Origin of the sequence: Bartonella sp. W8151, from assembly GCF_016100385.1 — a bacterium.
Taxonomy (GTDB): Bacteria; Pseudomonadota; Alphaproteobacteria; order Rhizobiales; family Rhizobiaceae; genus Bartonella; species Bartonella apis.
Map to the genome: position 1 here is coordinate 275,039 of NZ_JACFSO010000003.1, position 17,232 is coordinate 292,270.

A 17,232-nucleotide genomic window follows, 5' to 3' on the forward strand; every position below is an offset into this window, starting at 1 on the left:
GCGCCGGCCGTTTTAAAACAGAAGAAGCGTAAATCCCGAGTTTTGCCGGTTTTCCTTGGTGCAAGCCTTTCGGCTTTAGCTGCAACAACTATTCACAAAACCGATTTTTCTCATGCGGTCCTGTCTTATAAAACGGCTTTTGTCGATAATGCTGAAAACGGGGCAGGTGAAGTTGTCGCATCACTTGGTCAGGCGAATGCTTCAACCATTGCCCAATCACATAATGAGCGGGCTTTGGAGGATGAACAAAGAAAAGCTGACAATCACCTTCAAGGAAATAATACCGAACAGAAATCGACTCATGTTGATGAAGTTGAGGCCAATAGTCGGCAAGATCTTTCAAACAATCTGTTTCAATCGCTGGCATCGGAATTTCCGAAATTCAGCATGACTGTCACACCGTTCCCGGAAAAATTCCGGCAAGTCGGTGTTTTTGAAGTTGCCCGGAATGTCGAGACCGGAAACGAGAAGCCAAAAAGCGTGGGCGGAAACAGTGAAAAGATAGAAAATAAATCCGAAGCAAAAATTGCTCTTGTCGTGCCACAGAAGAAACCGGTCTCGAAACTTCCTGTGCCGAAGATTCTCAAAAATCTTGTAACCAATGATAATCCGGATGTTCTGGCGTTAGGTTACGCGCCGGCCAATGCGAAAGTCGATACAAGCGCATTTGATAGCGTATTGACGGAAAAGCAAAACTCGCCAATCGACCGGAATGGACGTTTTATTCCGCCTATCGGGCGTAACGACCATGCCTGGGCTGCAACACCTCTGCCTCCTGAAGCTTTTACAGCAAAAGAACAGAAGTGTTTGGCCGAAGCGGTTTATTTCGAGTCTCGCGGAGAATCAATCAAAGGGCAGGCGGCTGTTGCACAAGTCGTTTTGAACAGAGTAAGAAACCCTGCCTATCCGAAAACAATTTGCGGCGTCGTTTACCAGAACACCAACTGGATCAATCATTGCCAGTTTTCATTTGCTTGCGATGGACGCAAACACAGAGTAACCGAGATGGCGCAATGGACCGTGGCCCAGCAGGTTGCCAGAGCTGTTACGGCTGGTCAGATATGGTTTCCCGAAGTAGGCTCGGCCACCCATTATCATGCGGTCTATGTCCGTCCTCGCTGGGCACGCACAATGATCAAGGTTGACAAGATCGGATTGCATATTTTTTACCGTACGCGCTATGGCGGGTGGATTTGACATAAAGACTATTTTTCAAGATAGAAAATTCATAAAATACAATATGATAATAGATGTTTCAGACATCAATTCCGAGAAAAAACAAGTTCAACCAAGCCGTTACTTTCCTTTTTGAAGAAAATTCCTTTTGATCTTGGGGGCTAGCGGCTTGACGAATGCTTCAGGTAACAATATGTTGCGCCCAACTCTAGAGGTCAGACCTTTACTTTGCATTTGGGATCAAGGGGCCAAATATGGCGAAAGGTGATAAACCTGTTAAGCCTGAGAGGGGTACTCGAATACCGGAGCAGGGGAACAGTCCTGAAACTTTGGATCTGGAAACACGCAGACGCAATCTGCAGGAAAAATTGGCTCGCTATCAAGCGGACAAGAAGCCGGATCCCGAAAAACAGGAAGCAGGACCTTCGAAAGGGATGGCGCAGGCAATCAGACTGTCCAGCGAATTTTTGGCTGGCGTTGTGGTTGGTGTTATACTAGGGTTAGGATTTGATCAATTGGCAGGAACATCGCCGTGGGGATTAATTATTTTTCTTTTCCTTGGTTTTTCTGCCGGAGTATTGAATATATTACGGTCGGTGGGGGCTGTTGCTCCCAGTCAAATTGGCAAAAACGGCGCGTCGCGCCAAGATGAAGGGCCTGATAAGCCCGAGTAAAAGAGGTTAAGGTGTCAGCGAGCGGTCCAGATCCTATTCATCAGTTTCAGATGTCTAAGCTGATCAATATTTCTGTCGGAAATATGGATTTATCATTCACCAATGTTTCGCTCTTCATGGCTATAACAGTGGTATTTTCCTCGTTGTTTTTGTTTGCGTCTTCGTCGAGTCGGGGCATCATTCCGACAAGGATGCAATCCATTTCGGAAATTACCTATGAGTTTGTTGCCAATATGTTGCGCGGCTCGGCGGGGGCACAGGGCATGCGGTTTTTCCCGCTTGTGTTTTCTATATTCGTTTTTGTGCTGGTAGCAAATTTCTTGGGGCTATTTCCGTATTTCTATACGGTTACGTCGCAAATTGCGATTACCTTCGCTCTTGCCATGCTCGTCATTTTTACGGTTGTCATATACGGTTTTATTAAAAACGGGTTCGGCTTTTTAAGATTGTTTGTTCCGTCAGGTGTGCCGGTCATCATCCTGCCTCTGGTAACAATTATCGAAGTCATCTCGTTTCTTTCCCGTCCGATCAGCCTGTCTGTTCGTCTTTTTGCCAACATGTTGGCAGGGCACATTACCCTCAAAGTTTTTGCCGGTTTCGTCGTATCTATGATAAGTCTTGGTGCGGCAGGCATTGGCGGTTCAATTTTACCTCTTATTATGACTGTGGCAGTTACGGCCCTTGAAGTTCTTGTGGCGTTCCTTCAAGCCTATGTCTTTACTATTCTAACCTGTATGTACCTTGCTGATGCGGTGCATCCCGGACATTGATGAAACTGGTGGGGTTCCACCGCTTTTAAATGCGATTTTGCTTCAAAGGAGAATGAAATGGAATTAGCACTCGCAGCAAAATATATAGGCGCCGGTCTCGCCTGCTTTGGTATGGCAGGTACAGCCCTTGGCCTCGGTAATATCTTCGGTAGCTATCTTTCGGGTGCGCTTCGTAATCCGTCTGCTGCTGATGGTCAGTTTGCACGTTTGGTCTTTGGCTTTGCTGTTACAGAAGCGTTGGGCATTTTCTCTTTGCTCGTTGCCATTCTGCTTCTGTTCGCTGTCTGATAATTTGAATGCCTTTGGCTATTGCATTTGACGAGGCAGGCCCAAGGCCTGCCATTCGTTCTTGGCAGTGAGCCAATTGTTTATAATAAAACCTTGAGCTGCCGGAAGGCTGTTACCAATTGTGTTAAAACATTGGAGCTTGTGAGAGGGTAAAACGGGATGTTTCTATCAAGCGCATTTGCGCAAACTGTCGAAACGCCAGTAGAACATGCGGGCGAAGCTGCACAACATGCAGGGCGTGTTTTTCCGCCTTTTGATTTTTCGTATTACGAGTCGCACATTTTCTGGCTCATTATTTGTTTTGGCCTGTTTTATATAATCATATCGAGGATCATTGTGCCACGAATAGGCGGCACGATCGAAATTCGTCGTGACAGGATTGCATCCGACCACGATAAAGCCGAACGTATGAATATGGAACGCGAAAGTGCCATTGCTTCATATGAACGCGAGCTTTCCGAAGCCCGTGCAAGAGCTATTGCGATTGCTCAAACGTCTGCCGATGAAATACGTAACAAGGTCGATGAAGAACGTAAAAAGTCGGAAGCCGAGCTTGATAAAAAACTTGCGGAATCGGAAGAGCGGATTAAAAAAATACGTAACAGTGCGATGGGCAATGTGAATAAAATTGCTGAAACAACAGCAGCCGAAATTGTCGAAAAACTTATCGGCTCGAAAGTCAGTGCTTCGCATGCAACCGCGGCTGTCAAGTCTGTAAGCGGTTTGGAGTGAAAGACCATGATGACAGATACGTTCTGGGCGCTGATAGGATTGCTTCTCTTTATAGCCGTTCTTGTCTACTACAAAGTGCCTGCACTCCTTAACCGTTTTCTTGATAAAAGAGCAGAGCTTATAAGAAGCGAGCTTGATGAGGCGCGTCGTACACGCGAAGAAGCACAAGAGCTTCTTGCAGTTTATCAGGCAAAGCGCGAGCAAGCCGAAAAGGAAGCTAAAGAGATTATTGCCGCTGCCAAGCGTGAAGCCGAATTGCTTGCAAAAGATGCCCACCAGAAAATGGCTGATTATGTTGCCCGTCGTAACAAAATGGCAGAGCAGAAGATCGCCCAAGCAGAAGCGGAAGCTGTTGGCGCAGTAAAATCCATGGTTGTTGATATCGCTGTAGCAGCAGCAAAAGAAATTCTCGTGAAAGAAATCGATAGCAAGAAGTCTTCAAGCCTCATTGATAAATCACTTGAGGACGTCAAGGCTCATCTCAACTAGATTTCTCTTTTTATGAAATGACGATGACCACGCTCTGATCAGGCGTGGTTTTTTTTGCCTTCAAATAATCTTCAGCTGTTGCTTAGCCAACGATATTTATCTCTTTTGTCTATTGAATGCATTCAAGCTAACGGCATAAACAATTCGGCGATTTGTTCGTTGCGTTAGCGGATAATGCTGCACTTTGTTTTTGGGCGTCTTATTTCATTAAAAGGCAAAGTTTTTTAGACGTTCCCAGTGACGATGCCGTTTGAACGGTCTGCCGAGAATATTGAGTTCCCGAACTTTGTCGCGCGGGAACGAAGTGCCGTAAAGGTTAAGTAGACTTTCCTTATACGGCCGACAGACCCTTTTTATCGATGTCAAATCCGTTCGCCGCTCGACAAAAGTTGGCTTGACTATTGCTTTTCAAATCGGAAATATAACTTTATGTGGGACGTGTCATGTCCCCGCCCATTTTGTATGGGTAACCTTCTTAAAAATTAAGTAAGGCGATCCTTTTGTCTAGGCATTATTCTTGGGGCATTTGTGGCGCCTTCATAATTTCGCGTTTGACAAAAATAAACAGACTCTCTTCAGAAGAATTCAGTCACCAAGTGTAGTTAGCATGTGATCCAACGAGGTACTTTTACTGAAATTTCAAGCGGCCGGAGTAAACAAAAGTACTGATAGAGTTTCTTTGACGACGTTCCTGATGTGTTTCCTCTCATTCAAATTCGTGGAATTCCTAAGGATAAGAAGTTCAGAAGCAATGGCTACCAGAATCCAAAACAAGCTTTAATTGGATAAAAACCCACCCTTATTGGCGTCGTTTGTGAGAGAATGGGTTGTTTCAGTTATCTTGAGCCACGCTATGATCCGTTTAGGCTCATTCAAGAAGATCACGAGGATAGAACCTATACTCAACTATTATCCCAATTATTTTGGGCGCCATTAAAACTCGCTCCACAAAAGCAATTCTGTTAATAAAAACAAGTGGTAAAAATTTTATTACATTTTTCATAAGACAGTTATTAATAAATAGAAATTATTTTTATATTACTTTTATTCAAATTGATAATATTGATATTTGTTAATTATGTGACGAATAAAATAAAAATATACATGTATGACAATTAAAATATATTTATTAAATTCAGAAAACGAATTATATTTTGTTAGAACTTTAAAATCACTAACTTCAAAGGGTTTTTATTATGGCTAAAAATGAAAAAACTTCATCAGAAAAAGTGGCTAAAGAAGCATCGAAACAATTGAAAGATCCTAAGTCGACAAAAGCACAAAAGTCGGTTGCAGGATCCGCTTTGACACAAGCAGCAGGGAAAAAGAAGTCCAAATAAACGGTAAAGACTGCTCTTTATCATCTGCTTGAAATGCAGATAAAGCAATATAACTGCTACATTCCTCCATCAACTTTGAAGGAGGTGTGAGTTGTAAATATTGTAGATTATTGTGCAATTTCGTCATGCTTGTAAAACAGGCTTTTAAGCATTGAAATCGCGCCGAACTTTTTCGACAAGCGTTCGGGAAGGCATGGAATCCTTGATCATCTGGGTGGGTGCCGCCCTTTAAGGGCAGGATTTTTATAAATAAGACCGGTCAAAAACGGGATGGATAGCGCTTGCCGCGAAGCGGGTGACGTAATGGCATCGTTGTTTATGAATACCGGACAATTACGGGAAGGTCGAACGGAATAATTTATCTCCACTATTGACCCGTTTCTATCGTTGGCCGTCTTAATGACAAGGCTTATCAAATTAAAAATAATTCTCTGACCGATTTTTTCTTTCTTGCATAGACAAGTAAAATAACACAATCTAAAATATCTACCGGTCTTAACCTATATATAGTTAGGCACGCTAGGATGCGGGGGTGCGTTCGTCGCGGTTGTTGGCAAAGTTAACAAACGTTTAGAGGGATTTAAAATGTTTAAAGCTGGCAATATTGTTCGGTTGAAATCCGGTGGTCCTAAAATGACTGTCGATAAGGTCAACAATAGTAAAATTTCTTGCGTATGGTTCAAGGAAGAACATTTGAAGACTGCCATCTTCCGCAAGGATACATTGGAACTCGTGAGCGAAGGCGAGAAGCATAAATCTTCAAAAACCAAGGGCAAAACCAAGATTGAAGAAAATGGCAGAGCGATGGCAACGTTTAAAGCAGCTAAAAAGGCAGACAAAAAGTCGCTCTGATATTATCTGATAGTTATCCTCTAACGATGAACCCATTCCCTTTAAACTTTTCCGATCCTCGTTTCACGCTAGGTTTTAAAGCGGGATTTTCGGGGGGGCAACTCACAGGTCAAGGATTTATCGGGAATTGTGGCCCACTTTGTTTGCAATGATATCGCTGCAACTCAGAGGTATAAAACAAGGGGAATGGTTAGGCATTGACCACAGAGGAGGGATAGAGCTCCAACTGTTTTTAAAGGGAGGAATGATTGCTAAATAGGGAGTTCTGCCAACCATTGTTACCATTGAACAAGTTGGCGGGATATGACCTTTGTTGGTTAACCAAATGTTCCGATATATCTCGGATGAGGTCTAGTCAGAATGGCGTTTCAGCAAAAATATTGTCTGTAGAGTGACGTAAAATCTGCAAATGACACTCAAACGGATGCACGACGGTTGCGACTTCAGGCTTTGGCAGGCTTAAGCATTACATAAATATGGTTCCATCAGTTGGTTATGATCATTTGAACACCCGTGGATGCCCTTTAACAACGAAGATTGACCGTAAAAAGATTCCGCGTTGAACTGTTGACCGGTTTAACCGGATCGGTAAAATATTCTTAAAGTTCCTTGAAAGTCTTTCTGATAAATCGCTACGCCATAAAGTGCAAATTTGCTTTTTGGTAAACGAGCCCGCAAATGAACAGCAAAATTGTATGGCTTGTGAAGCCGCTTGCTTTGGTAAGTTTAAGCATTATCCCGATATGGGCCGTTATCCGAGTAGGTAGTGAACGACCTTGAACACTTCTAAAACGAAAGATTGACCACTAGGTAGGTAACGAGTTTAACAATTGTTGCCCGTGAATGAAGTAGCAAAACATCACATTTATTGCTCATAATTAGTTTGTGTCGCATTTCTTAATGGCGTTCAGGTCAAATGGCTTTCTGTAGAAGCAATCCCCTAGATTCGTGCCATATCAGCAAATAACCCGTAAGACGATGCCTGACATGATGAAGCCACAGGCTTTCGAGGCTTAAATCATTAACCGATTGGCTCATTACCTGAGTATGAAGTTGACGACTTCGACAGGTTTTGGAAGCGGAAGCCCTATAGCTGCGCAAACGTCACGCTCGATTATTGTTGCCATTGCATGAATTGGAAGAACATTATCAAGGTTGCTGAACGGTCTTTCCAATTCGTCGCTCAGAGCGTCAAGGCCAAATAGCGTATAAGCGACAAGAAGGCTTGCAACTGGTGTCCACCAACCAAGTATATCGGTGAAACCGAACGGAATGAGAAAACAATATATATAAGCCGTGCGATGGAGGAGAAGCGTATAAGCGAAGGGTACGCGCGTATTATTCAATCTCTCGCACGAAGTCTGGTTTTCATTAAGCTCGGTCAAGCTTTTATCAAACATTTGATATTGAATATCGCTCAGAGCTTTTTGCTGCTGCAAAGTTGCAAGATACTTCGAAATCTGGTTGAGGATGAATGAAGGCTTATTATGGCTTGCCTGATAGGCTTTAACAAACTCTTCCGGAAAGTTTGAAATTAACGAGGGGAGGGATGATGTCCCTTTCAGATGGTCAACAAGGCTTTGGGAAAAGGCGGAAGTAAGTTCCAATATTGTTTTTCGTTCCGCATCATTACCGGTCAGGACAGCCGATTGGCGAATAAGATCGCGCGAACCGGAAATAATTTTTCCCCAAACCTTTCGCCCTTCCCACCACCGGTCATAACAGGCGTTATTGCGGAAGCCCAGAAAGGTCGACAGTGCAATGCCAAGCATCATGAACGCTGTCCCGTTATTATAGGTAGGTATGACGCGGGGATAAAAATGGTGGGCTAATACCAAGGCTGTTGAAAGAATTAGAATTGCGACAAGTTGTGGTGCTATGGCAGGAAGAATAGAGCCATGCAATACAAAAAAAAGCCGTAAGAATCCCGGCCGTTTACGGATAATCATATCATTCTCCGCTGCCGGCAAGCATCGAATAATCACCGGCAACACTCAAATTTTTATAATATTCTTTGTGGCAGTTTAAGGGCAATGCACGTAGGCACCGCCGGACAAATCCATTTTTGAAAACAATTCAAATCAGATCTGTTTCAGGCGGATTCCCACGTAACTTTCAACCGGCTAGTTTGGAAAAATCTGCCACCCTTCCGGTCACTGTCGTGATGCGTTGCAGAATTGATAATCTGTTCGCACGCACGGCATTATTGTCATCATTGACGAGCACTTTTTCAAAAAATGCGTCGACAGGTTTGCGCAATCCCGCCAGCACGAGCAAAGCGCCCGAAAAATCATTGGATTCAATGTGGGATTTCACCTTGCTTTCAGCATCAACAATTGCCTTGAAAAGTGATTTCTCTACTTCTTCAATGAACAGCTCGGGATCGACATTGTCTGCTATCGGAGTTTTTTTCTTGATTTCAGCTTCAAGAATATTGAAAGCGCGTTTGAAACCGGCAATCAAATTATTCCCGTCATCTGTATTAATGAAGGAAATTAAAGCTTCGACGCGGCGGGCAACCTGCAGGAGGTCATCTGCGTCATTTTGCATGACGGCATCAATTGCGTCGTGGCGCGCACCTTCGTCCTTAAGATAAACTTTGAGGCGCTCATGGAAGAAGGATAAAAGATCGTCAAGAACCGGACCGGTCTTTGCCGCCACTTCCTTCTCGAGTTTCTTTTCCTCCATTGAAAGTGCATTGTCGACATCTTCTCCGGCATCGGTTTCTTTTGCGTTTTCATGACGCAAACCGGATTCATAAAGGCTTAAAGCACGCTCTATCGTGTGGCGTGAAATAAGACCGATAGCCTGTTTGAAAATCGGCATAAGATGGATTGTCCAATCGCGCGCAAGAAGCAGACGGATGACACCCAAACACGCGCGCCGGAGGGCAAAAGGATCTTTTGAACCGGTCGGCTTTTCGTCGATAAGCCAGAAGCCTACAAGCGTGTCAATTTTGTCAGCAAGGGCAACAGCAATGGAAACCGGGGCACGCGGAACGCTGTCTGTCGGCCCTTGAGGCTTATAGTGCTCTTCAATAGCGGCAGCAACGCTTGGGTCTTCGCCTTGAAGAAGAGCATATTTGTGCCCCATGACACCTTGTAACTCGGGAAATTCGCCAACAGCTTCTGTTTGCAAATCGGCTTTTGCAAGGAGCGCGGCGCGTTTCGCCAGTTTAACATCGGCGCCAACCAGCGGAGCAATGATTGAAGAAAGAGCGGCAATACGCTCGACTCTTGCGCCTTGTGTGCCGAGTTTTGCGTGAAAGGTTACATTCAAATGGTCAAGACGCGCCATACGTTGGTCAAGCGGCTTCTTCAAATCAAGGCCAAGTTTTTCAGCCGACAGAGTAAGCTCGGAAAGATCGGGCAGATTGTGTTGGTCGGTATGCCAGAAATACAAGGCATCGGATAAACGCGCACGCACAACTTTTGCGTTGCCGCGCGCAATTTCCTTGCCACCATCAGGCGCGACAATATTGGACACCAATATGAAGTGATTGGAAAGTTTCCTCTCTTCACCTTGTTTGCGGGTGACAAAGCATTTTTGATTGATGCGGATGGTGAGCCGGATAATTTCCGCAGGAATTTGCAAAAAGCTTTCCTCGAATTCCCCCATCAGAACCACCGGCCATTCAACGAGGTTTGATACTTCTTCAGCCAGTCCATCATCTTCGACCAGATCAAGCCCCTTGGCAAAACAAAGATTGCGTGCATCTGCAAGGATGATCTCCTTGCGGCGATCGCCGTCCAGAATGACTTTCGCATTTTCAAGTTTGGTGACGTAATCGTCAAAGCGGCGAACTTCAATCGGCTTGCCGTCGCTCAAGAAACGGTGACCATAGGTTATGTTGTTGCTCTTAAGTCCTGCAACCTCGAAAGGAACGACTTCCGTTGCATCATTTTCAGGCCCGAAAACACACAGAATGTTTTTCAATGGACGGACCCAGCGCAAGGCATTCTGTTTTGTCGATTGCTTGCCCCAGCGCATGGATTTCGGCCAAGGAAAATTGCGGATGATATCAGGCATGATATCGGCTATAATTTCTTCGGCATTGCGACCTTTTTTGGTAATCCGGGCGATATAGAAATCCCCTTTCTTGGGATCGGTTTTGATTTCGGCTTCGCTAATATTGGAAAGACCAGCCGAACGTAAAAAACCGTTTATAGCTTGCTCGGGAGCTTTCACGCTCGGGCCCTTGCGTTCTTCATGGACATCCTTCGAACGGGCACTCAAACCTCTTATATCAAGTGTCAGGCGCCGCGGTGTCCAGTATTCCCGTGCTGCTTCATAAACAAGACCATTGTCAACAAGTCCGTTGGTGACGAGCTTTTTCAAGTCACCTGCAGCTTTACGCTGCATACGGGCCGGAATTTCTTCACTAAAAAGTTCCAGAAGAAGATCGGGCATCAGGCTTCCCCTTTATAATTTGCGCCACCGGCATCGGTTAAAAGAAAAGCTTCGCCACAACGGCGTGCGAGATCGCGAACCCGTAAAATATAGCTTTGTCTTTCGGTAACAGATATAACACCGCGTGCTTGTAAAAGATTGAAGACATGACTGGCTTTGATGCATTGGTCATAAGCAGGCATGACGCAAAGGTGAAGCCCGCCTTTTTCTTGCGGTTTTCCTGCTTCAAGAATAGCAGCACACTCGCGTTCGGCATCAATAAAGTGGCGGTGTAAAAGTTCGGTATCGGCAAATTCGAAATTAAAACGCGAATATTCCTGCTCGGCTTGCAGGAATATATCCCCATAGCTGATTTTATCACTTCCCTTGCGGCCGTTGAAATTCAAATCATAAACATTGTCAACGCCTTGAATATACATTGCCAACCGTTCCAGACCATAGGTGAGCTCTCCGGAAACGGGCGAACATTCGATACCGCAAATCTGCTGGAAGTAAGTGAACTGAGATACTTCCATGCCGTCGCACCAGCATTCCCAGCCTAGCCCCCATGCCCCCAATGTCGGGCTTTCCCAATCATCTTCGACAAAGCGGACATCATGGAGATTTGTATCGAGTCCGATAGCCCGCAAGGATCCCAGATAAAGATCCTGTAGATCATCCGGCGAAGGTTTGAGCAAAACCTGGAATTGATAATAATGTTGCAAGCGGTTCGGATTTTCGCCATAGCGCCCGTCGGTCGGACGGCGGGAAGGTTGCACATAGGCAGCTTTCCACGGGCGTGGTCCCAATGACCGCAGGGTCGTAGCCGGATGAAAAGTTCCGGCTCCCACTTCCATGTCATAAGGTTGCAAAACGGCGCAACCATATTGTGCCCAATAGTTTTGCAATGTCAGGATAAGCCCCTGAAAAGAGCATTTCGGATCAAGATATTCGGGTAGGCTCACGATATTACCCTTTTGAGATTGATAAAAACATATCCGGAAAGAGAAAATCCGGCACAAAACGTCTATTCTTTCACGTCCCCATGGTCAAGGGACGAGGCGCTTCAAAAAGCCATTTGGCCAAAAAGTCGTTTGGTGAAATCGACCGTCTGCCCAAAATATTCATTTGATTAAAACTTGTCATCCGGTAAAAGCAGCGTGCGGATCAAGAAATCTCAAGAATTATAGCTTTCCTGTTTTAATGCTTGGTATTATCGGTTTTTTCAGGCGTCTTTTCAGTGCCTTTTTCCGCGGTGGGTGTTTTTAATCCTGATTTCAGTTTTTCCTGAATTTTTGCAAGTTCTTCCGGCTCGGGTTTTCCGGCAATTGCGTGGTTCCACTGGAATGTGGCTTCGAGTTTGCGTCCGACCATCCAATAAGCATCGCCAAGGTGGTCATTGATGGTTGCATCTTCAGGACGCAATTTTATGGCATTTTCCAATGTTTTGACGGCCTCGTCATAACGACCGAGTTTGTAATAGGCCCATCCGAGGGAGTCGACGATATAACCGTCTTGTGCACGCAACTCGGCTGCCTTTTTGACCATATTCAAAGCTTCATCAAGTTTTTCATTGCGATCGATTAATGAATAGCCAAGATAGTTCAAAACCTGCGGCTGGTTAGGATAGAGTTCCAGCGCTTTTCGAAAATCCGGTTCGGCTTTATCCCATTCTTTCAAGCGCTCTTCGGCCATGCCTCGTTGATAAAGCATCAGCCAATTTTCTTTTTCGAGGTGTGGAATGCGAGCAATTGCTCGATCCATGACGGCGGCGGCTTTGTCATATGACTTTTCTTGCATATAAACGCCCGTCATTGCCATCGAGATGCGCTGGTCTTCGGGATAGTCTGTTTCAAGGGCTGCCAAATGGCGAATTGATTCATCACTTTTCCCGGTGTCAGCCAGAATAAGGGCTAGTCTTAATTCTGCATCGCGATAGTAAGGGGATTTGACCGGTATTTCCTGATAAATATCAATTGCCCGTTCGTTTTCTTCCAATTTTGAAGAAATATCGGCAAGCTGGAATAGCGTTGCGTCATTATGCGGGCGCAGCGCTTCATCAAGCTGGAGGAAAATACGGGCAAATGCTTCAGCCCCGCCACGATTGATAGCTGTGCCGAGATCATAGAATACTTCACCAGCACCCTCTTGAGGCGTTTTGATCAGCATATCAAGCGAACCGCCTTCCTCGACCCTTTGGCGAATGTTTTTCAAGGCATCGCGTCCGGTAAGCATTTTTTCACCGTCGCGCAGTGTAGTGAGGGCTTCATCACGCTTGTTGTTGCGTAGTTCAAAAGAAGCGTAGGAAACGATAATGCGTTCATAGGTATCAGGGGCTGCGGCACCCCCTTGTTGGTCATTCAAAGCCTGCTTGTAATATTTTTCCGCATCATCCCTGTGTCCGGCAAGATCGCTCATCAACGCCATATGATAGCTTAGAAATAAATCGTACCAGACCGGTCCGAGCAGCTTTTTAACATCCTCGACAGCACCGGTTGTATTGCCACGACCGAATGTTGCCCATGCCCCCAATAAACCGGATGAAAGTGTATCCATGTCGGAAGGTTCGGAAAATTTGAGCTCGCTTTTTGCAGTAATATAATTTTTTCTGATAAAGGCATCGCTTGCAAGTGTAAGCCTGACATAGCGTTCAACGTCGGGATTACCTTTCAGCCGTTTTGCCTGTTTGACAGCGTCTTTGAATTCGCCTGCTGACAAAAGGGTTAAAAGCATATCCTGCTGCATGGATACGTTATCCGGTTCAAAACCGAGAGCCTGTTTGAAATAGGAAATAGCAAGATCGACATTGTTGTCACTTGCAGCAATGCGGCCAGCCAGATACGCTCCGGCAAATGATCCTGCTTTGACAGGTTCTTCCTTTTTTGCAAAGGAAGGTTCTGTCATCAATATTGTACCCGCTAAACAAAGCGCAATCAGGCGGGTAACTTTTGCGGCTTGCATGAAAAGATCCTCTTTCCGACTTAAAACAGGTTGGCCACCTTTATAGGATATATCCAGCCAATATGTTCAAAAATATCATCTGTTTCGGGTCATTTTTACGAGAAAACAACCCGACGGAAACTCAGTTGACGCGTGAAATACAAAATTCGATAACTTCACACAATGCTGCTTTTTCCTTACTTGGTGCCAGTCCATCAAGAGCTTTCAATGCTTCATTGCCGTGATGACGTGCTGCTTTTATTGTATCTTCAAGACTATGATGTTGCTTCATGAGCTTTTGCGCATGGGCTAACGCTTCATCGTCATTTTTTCCGTCTTCAAGAGATTGTTTCCAGAAAGCTTTTTCTGTTTCGTCGCCGCGAATATAGGAAAGAATAACCGGCATGGTTATTTTGCCTTCGCGGAAATCATCACCCGTATTTTTACCCAGATTTTTGGAATTGCCGCCATAGTCGAGTGCATCGTCGACAAGCTGGAACGCGAGTCCTAAAGAGGTTCCGTAATGTCTTAAAGCCTGACGTTCTTTTTCTCCGTAGCCTGCAATGATAGGTCCCACTTCTGCTGCAGCCGAAAAGAGGGCTGCAGTCTTGGCATTGATAACTTTCAAGTATTCATCTTCGGTTGTTGTCAAATGTTTTGCAGCCGCAAGCTGCATGACTTCACCTTCTGCAATAATCGCAGCAGCATTTGCAAGCACTGAAAGAGCATCCATCGAATTAACTTCGACCATCATTTTGAAGGCCTGGCCCAACAGAAAATCTCCGACAAGGACGCTTGCTTCATTGCCCCAGATCATTCTGGCAGTCGATGTGCCGCGCCGCATATCGCTGTCATCGACAACATCGTCATGAAGCAGAGTTGCCGTGTGCATAAATTCGACCGCTGTTGCCAGTTTGATGTGCCCTGATCCCTCATAGCCGAACAAGCGGGCGGAAGCCAATGTCAACATCGGTCTTAATCTTTTGCCCCCGGAAGAAATAAGGTGGTTTGAAACTTCAGGAATCATTTCCACATCCGAACCGGCCATGGCAATGATAAGCTCGTTTACTTTTTCCATATCACTTTTGGTAATATTGATAAGCGGCGTTATCGAAGCCTGATTGTCGGCTTTTTTATTTGAATTTTTCTCAGCAACCAATGCCCATACTCCTGAAAAATCTCTTGATTTTTGCCAGCACCTTAATGAAGCAAGAGGATCAACTCAAGCGTGATATTGCTTGAGATAGCGCGTTTCAAAAAATATTTAAGGAAAAATACCATTTTCTTGTGTAATTGCATGTCATGCCGATAAAAAATAGGTGACTTGACTTTATGATCGAACTATTTGCCACCAATGATATTGTGCTCATTTCATTTGTCGAAAGTCTTATGAAATCGGCAGGCATACTTTATTTTGTGACCGATCAGAATACCAGTGTCGCAGAAGGTTCGCTCGGCGCAATCCGTCGTCGATTTCTGGTGGATCAAGAAAGTGCTGAAGAAGCAAGAGAAATCATGATAGACGCAGGTTTGGCTCATGAGCTATCACAATGACAACAAAGCGGATATGACCTCGCTTGATGAAACGATAGATGTTTTTCATCGGGGCGGTTTTTATCTGGTGCAGCCCAAAAGTGGCGGACATCGTTCGGGCATGGACGCAATGTTGCTCGGCGGGCTCGTGCCAACCGGTTTCAAGGGCAAGATTGCAGATCTCGGAGCTGGTGCCGGTGCTGCAGGTTTTGCCGTTGCCGCACGTTGCAAAAAAGCTGAAGTTACACTTGTTGAACGCGAAGCCGGAATGGTTGCTTTTGCCCAAAAGAGTATTGCACTTACCGAAAATCGGGAAGTTGCAAAGCGGATGAATATAATTTTGGCCGATGTCACATTAAGGGGTAAAGAAAGACGGGAAGCGGGGCTTTTAGACAATGCTTTCGATTTCGCAATAATGAATCCGCCTTTCAATTCTCCATTCGACCGTAAAACTCCCGATGATTTGAAAGCCGCGGCCCATGTTATGTCCGATCATATGTTCGAAGACTGGATTCGTACTGCCTCGGCCATTGTAAAACCATCCGGTTTTTTAGGCTTGATCGCCCGGCCACAATCTTTGTCCGAAATACTGCAATCATGTGAGGGGCGGTTTGGTAATATAATGGTATTTCCTGTCCACTCACGTAAAAATAGTCCCGCAATCCGCATTCTGATCCACGCTAAAAAAGCAAGCAAAGCGCAACTGTCACTCATGCCTGCACTTTATATTCATGAGACCGACCTTCATGCTTTTTCGCCGATAGTTGATGCAATCAATAATGGCAAAAAGAGCATCTGGCAGAGTATTTGAACGGGATTTTAACAAAATATTGCTTTTTGCCATTTACATCTTAAATGACAATAGTGCAGTTTTTTAGGCTATAAAAGCAGATTTTCTTATCAGGAGTTCAAACTTTGTCAGGCTTTTTTAAACGTTTTATTCCACGCCGTTTTCGTTCCAATGCTGTTGAAATTCCGGTTGTGCGGTTGCAAGGAATGATTATGGAAGCTTCTTCCCCTTTGCGTCAAACTTTATCGCTTAGTTCTTGTGCAAATGCTTTGGAAAAAGCTTTTTCCGACAAAGAAGCGCCGGCTGTCGCTATTTCTCTCAACTCTCCGGGTGGCTCTCCCGTTCAATCGCGCCTGATTTATCGTCGCATTCGTGACCTTGCGGAAGAAAAGCACAAACGCGTTCTGGTTTTTGTTGAAGATGTTGCTGCATCCGGCGGCTATATGATTGCTTGTGCAGGCGATGAAATTTTTGCAGATCCGTCTTCGGTTGTTGGCTCAATCGGCGTAGTTTCCGCGTCATTCGGTTTTTCTGAATTGCTCAAAAAAATCGGCGTTGAACGCCGTGTTTACACAGCCGGTAAAAACAAAGTTTCGCTTGACCCGTTCCAGCCTGAAAAAAAGGCAGACGTCGATCATTTGAAGGCTCTGCAACTCGAAATTCATGAAACTTTCATAAATCTTGTAAAGGAAAGTCGGGGTTCCAAACTGGTTGATGACCCCAATCTATTTACCGGCATGTTCTGGACGGGCAGAAAAGGCAAGGAGCTCGGGCTTGTTGATGAACTTTCCGATTTGCGTTCTTTGATCAAACAACGCTATGGTCACGATGCCAAAATGCGTCTTGTTTCAGCTTCGAGAAGCTTGCTGGGACGCAAAACGCCGGCAATTTCTGCGGGTTTGGTCTCTTCGGCTGTCGATGGTCTTATCCAATCGGCAGAAGAACGGGCTTTATGGCAACGCTATGGACTTTAAAAAGACAAATTTTTGCAGGAAGATATAACAATAGTCGTTTCAAGACTTGATTTGCGCTCATTAATTATCAAATAATGACATGGGAGCGAAAGGTGAAAATGTTGAGATTAGTTATTTATGGTCTGATTTGTGCAGCCGCACTTTATGCCTATCGCGCTTTCAAGCGCGAATCACAACGCGTTGCTCTGCGTGTAAAACATGCCGAGGATGAACGCCGCACAGGTGCAAATGGTACATTGGTGAAAGATCCCGAAACGGGTGAATATTACGTTGAACGGGATTAAA

16 protein-coding genes and 1 pseudogene are annotated in these 17,232 nt (G+C 45.0%); 12 read left to right on the top strand and 5 right to left on the bottom strand.

Translation table 11 applies throughout. The annotated features are described in order from the left end of the window. Positions 1-424: 424 nt before the first annotated feature. The 8 genes and pseudogenes from H3V14_RS10865 to H3V14_RS06605 form a co-directional block, all read left to right on the top strand. Positions 425-1,197: pseudogene (locus H3V14_RS10865) on the top strand (cell wall hydrolase); the annotation flags it as partial. Positions 1,198-1,430: 233 nt separating this feature from the next. Beyond that, entirely contained in the window at positions 1,431-1,850 is a 420-nt protein-coding gene (locus H3V14_RS06575; protein ID WP_075870189.1) for an AtpZ/AtpI family protein, read from the top strand. An 11-nt stretch (positions 1,851-1,861) separates the two neighbouring features. Further along, complete coding sequence (locus tag H3V14_RS06580; RefSeq protein WP_075870188.1) at positions 1,862-2,620, top strand: F0F1 ATP synthase subunit A; 759 nt, start codon at positions 1,862-1,864, stop codon at positions 2,618-2,620. 57 nt (positions 2,621-2,677) lie between these two features. Beyond that, the gene (locus tag H3V14_RS06585) at positions 2,678-2,908 is read left to right on the top strand and encodes a F0F1 ATP synthase subunit C (protein WP_075870187.1); all 231 of its coding nucleotides are present in this window, start codon (positions 2,678-2,680) and stop codon (positions 2,906-2,908) included. 159 nt (positions 2,909-3,067) lie between these two features. After that, positions 3,068-3,640 carry a F0F1 ATP synthase subunit B gene (locus H3V14_RS06590; RefSeq protein ID WP_075870186.1) on the top strand — a complete coding sequence of 191 codons (573 nt, stop codon included), beginning with the start codon at positions 3,068-3,070 and terminating at the stop codon, positions 3,638-3,640. A gap of 9 nt (positions 3,641-3,649) precedes the next feature. Continuing rightward, positions 3,650-4,129 carry a F0F1 ATP synthase subunit B gene (locus H3V14_RS06595; RefSeq protein ID WP_075870430.1) on the top strand — a complete coding sequence of 160 codons (480 nt, stop codon included), beginning with the start codon at positions 3,650-3,652 and terminating at the stop codon, positions 4,127-4,129. A 1,196-nt stretch (positions 4,130-5,325) separates the two neighbouring features. Next, positions 5,326-5,469, top strand: coding sequence for a hypothetical protein (locus H3V14_RS06600; RefSeq protein ID WP_178391790.1), 144 nt, complete (start codon positions 5,326-5,328; stop codon positions 5,467-5,469). Positions 5,470-6,054: 585 nt separating this feature from the next. Next, positions 6,055-6,321 (top strand): YodC family protein, encoded by a 267-nt coding sequence (locus H3V14_RS06605; RefSeq protein ID WP_198213354.1) that lies wholly within the window; start codon positions 6,055-6,057, stop codon positions 6,319-6,321. Between the two features lie 1,037 nt (positions 6,322-7,358). Here the strand turns inward: H3V14_RS06605 and H3V14_RS06610 are convergent. From H3V14_RS06610 to H3V14_RS06630, 5 genes are all read right to left on the bottom strand, one after another. Next, a complete protein-coding gene (locus tag H3V14_RS06610; RefSeq protein WP_198227450.1) occupies positions 7,359-8,270 on the bottom strand; it encodes a bestrophin family protein in 912 nt (303 codons plus the stop codon). A 166-nt stretch (positions 8,271-8,436) separates the two neighbouring features. Further along, positions 8,437-10,731 carry a glycine--tRNA ligase subunit beta gene (gene glyS / locus H3V14_RS06615; protein WP_198227452.1) on the bottom strand — a complete coding sequence of 765 codons (2,295 nt, stop codon included), beginning with the start codon at positions 10,729-10,731 and terminating at the stop codon, positions 8,437-8,439. After that, positions 10,731-11,675: a glycine--tRNA ligase subunit alpha gene (locus H3V14_RS06620; RefSeq protein WP_075914852.1), complete on the bottom strand. Its 945-nt coding sequence runs from the start codon at positions 11,673-11,675 to the stop codon at positions 10,731-10,733. Before H3V14_RS06620 ends, glyS begins: the two co-directional genes overlap by 1 nt. Positions 11,676-11,910: 235 nt before the next feature. Then, positions 11,911-13,671, bottom strand: a complete 1,761-nt coding sequence (locus tag H3V14_RS06625) for a tetratricopeptide repeat protein (protein ID WP_075916040.1) — start codon at positions 13,669-13,671, stop codon at positions 11,911-11,913. A 121-nt stretch (positions 13,672-13,792) separates the two neighbouring features. Next, positions 13,793-14,809 carry a polyprenyl synthetase family protein gene (locus tag H3V14_RS06630; RefSeq protein WP_075870181.1) on the bottom strand — a complete coding sequence of 339 codons (1,017 nt, stop codon included), beginning with the start codon at positions 14,807-14,809 and terminating at the stop codon, positions 13,793-13,795. Between the two features lie 173 nt (positions 14,810-14,982). On the opposite strand from H3V14_RS06630, the gene H3V14_RS06635 reads away from it, so the two are divergent. The 4 genes from H3V14_RS06635 to H3V14_RS06650 all read left to right on the top strand — a co-directional run bounded on the left by H3V14_RS06635 (position 14,983) and on the right by H3V14_RS06650 (position 17,231). After that, the gene (locus H3V14_RS06635; RefSeq protein WP_075870180.1) at positions 14,983-15,204 is read left to right on the top strand and encodes a DUF2007 domain-containing protein; all 222 of its coding nucleotides are present in this window, start codon (positions 14,983-14,985) and stop codon (positions 15,202-15,204) included. After that, entirely contained in the window at positions 15,188-15,994 is an 807-nt protein-coding gene (locus H3V14_RS06640) for a tRNA1(Val) (adenine(37)-N6)-methyltransferase (RefSeq protein WP_246785069.1), read from the top strand. The genes H3V14_RS06635 and H3V14_RS06640 overlap by 17 nt, the downstream gene beginning before the upstream one ends. 104 nt (positions 15,995-16,098) lie before the next feature. Beyond that, on the top strand, positions 16,099-16,947 hold the full coding sequence (locus H3V14_RS06645; protein ID WP_246785071.1) for a S49 family peptidase: 849 nt from the start codon (positions 16,099-16,101) through the stop codon (positions 16,945-16,947). 98 nt (positions 16,948-17,045) lie between these two features. Then, on the top strand, positions 17,046-17,231 hold the full coding sequence (locus H3V14_RS06650; protein WP_075870428.1) for a hypothetical protein: 186 nt from the start codon (positions 17,046-17,048) through the stop codon (positions 17,229-17,231). The last annotated feature ends 1 nt before the right edge of the window (position 17,232 follow it).

Excerpts from the sequence above, each read along its gene's own strand:
- H3V14_RS06605 (WP_198213354.1), top strand. The coding sequence starts at position 6,055 with ATGTTTAAAGCTGGCAATATTGTTCGGTTGAAATCCGGTGGTCCTAAA.
- H3V14_RS06600 (WP_178391790.1), top strand. The coding sequence starts at position 5,326 with ATGGCTAAAAATGAAAAAACTTCATCAGAAAAAGTGGCTAAAGAAGCA.
- H3V14_RS06625 (WP_075916040.1), bottom strand. The coding sequence starts at position 13,671 with ATGCAAGCCGCAAAAGTTACCCGCCTGATTGCGCTTTGTTTAGCGGGT.
- H3V14_RS06595 (WP_075870430.1), top strand. The coding sequence starts at position 3,650 with ATGACAGATACGTTCTGGGCGCTGATAGGATTGCTTCTCTTTATAGCC.
- H3V14_RS06585 (WP_075870187.1), top strand. The coding sequence starts at position 2,678 with ATGGAATTAGCACTCGCAGCAAAATATATAGGCGCCGGTCTCGCCTGC.
- H3V14_RS06650 (WP_075870428.1), top strand. The coding sequence starts at position 17,046 with ATGTTGAGATTAGTTATTTATGGTCTGATTTGTGCAGCCGCACTTTAT.
- H3V14_RS06610 (WP_198227450.1), bottom strand. The coding sequence starts at position 8,270 with ATGATTATCCGTAAACGGCCGGGATTCTTACGGCTTTTTTTTGTATTG.
- H3V14_RS06590 (WP_075870186.1), top strand. The coding sequence starts at position 3,068 with ATGTTTCTATCAAGCGCATTTGCGCAAACTGTCGAAACGCCAGTAGAA.
- glyS (WP_198227452.1), bottom strand. The coding sequence starts at position 10,731 with ATGCCCGATCTTCTTCTGGAACTTTTTAGTGAAGAAATTCCGGCCCGT.
- H3V14_RS06575 (WP_075870189.1), top strand. The coding sequence starts at position 1,431 with ATGGCGAAAGGTGATAAACCTGTTAAGCCTGAGAGGGGTACTCGAATA.
- H3V14_RS06640 (WP_246785069.1), top strand. The coding sequence starts at position 15,188 with ATGAGCTATCACAATGACAACAAAGCGGATATGACCTCGCTTGATGAA.
- H3V14_RS06635 (WP_075870180.1), top strand. The coding sequence starts at position 14,983 with ATGATCGAACTATTTGCCACCAATGATATTGTGCTCATTTCATTTGTC.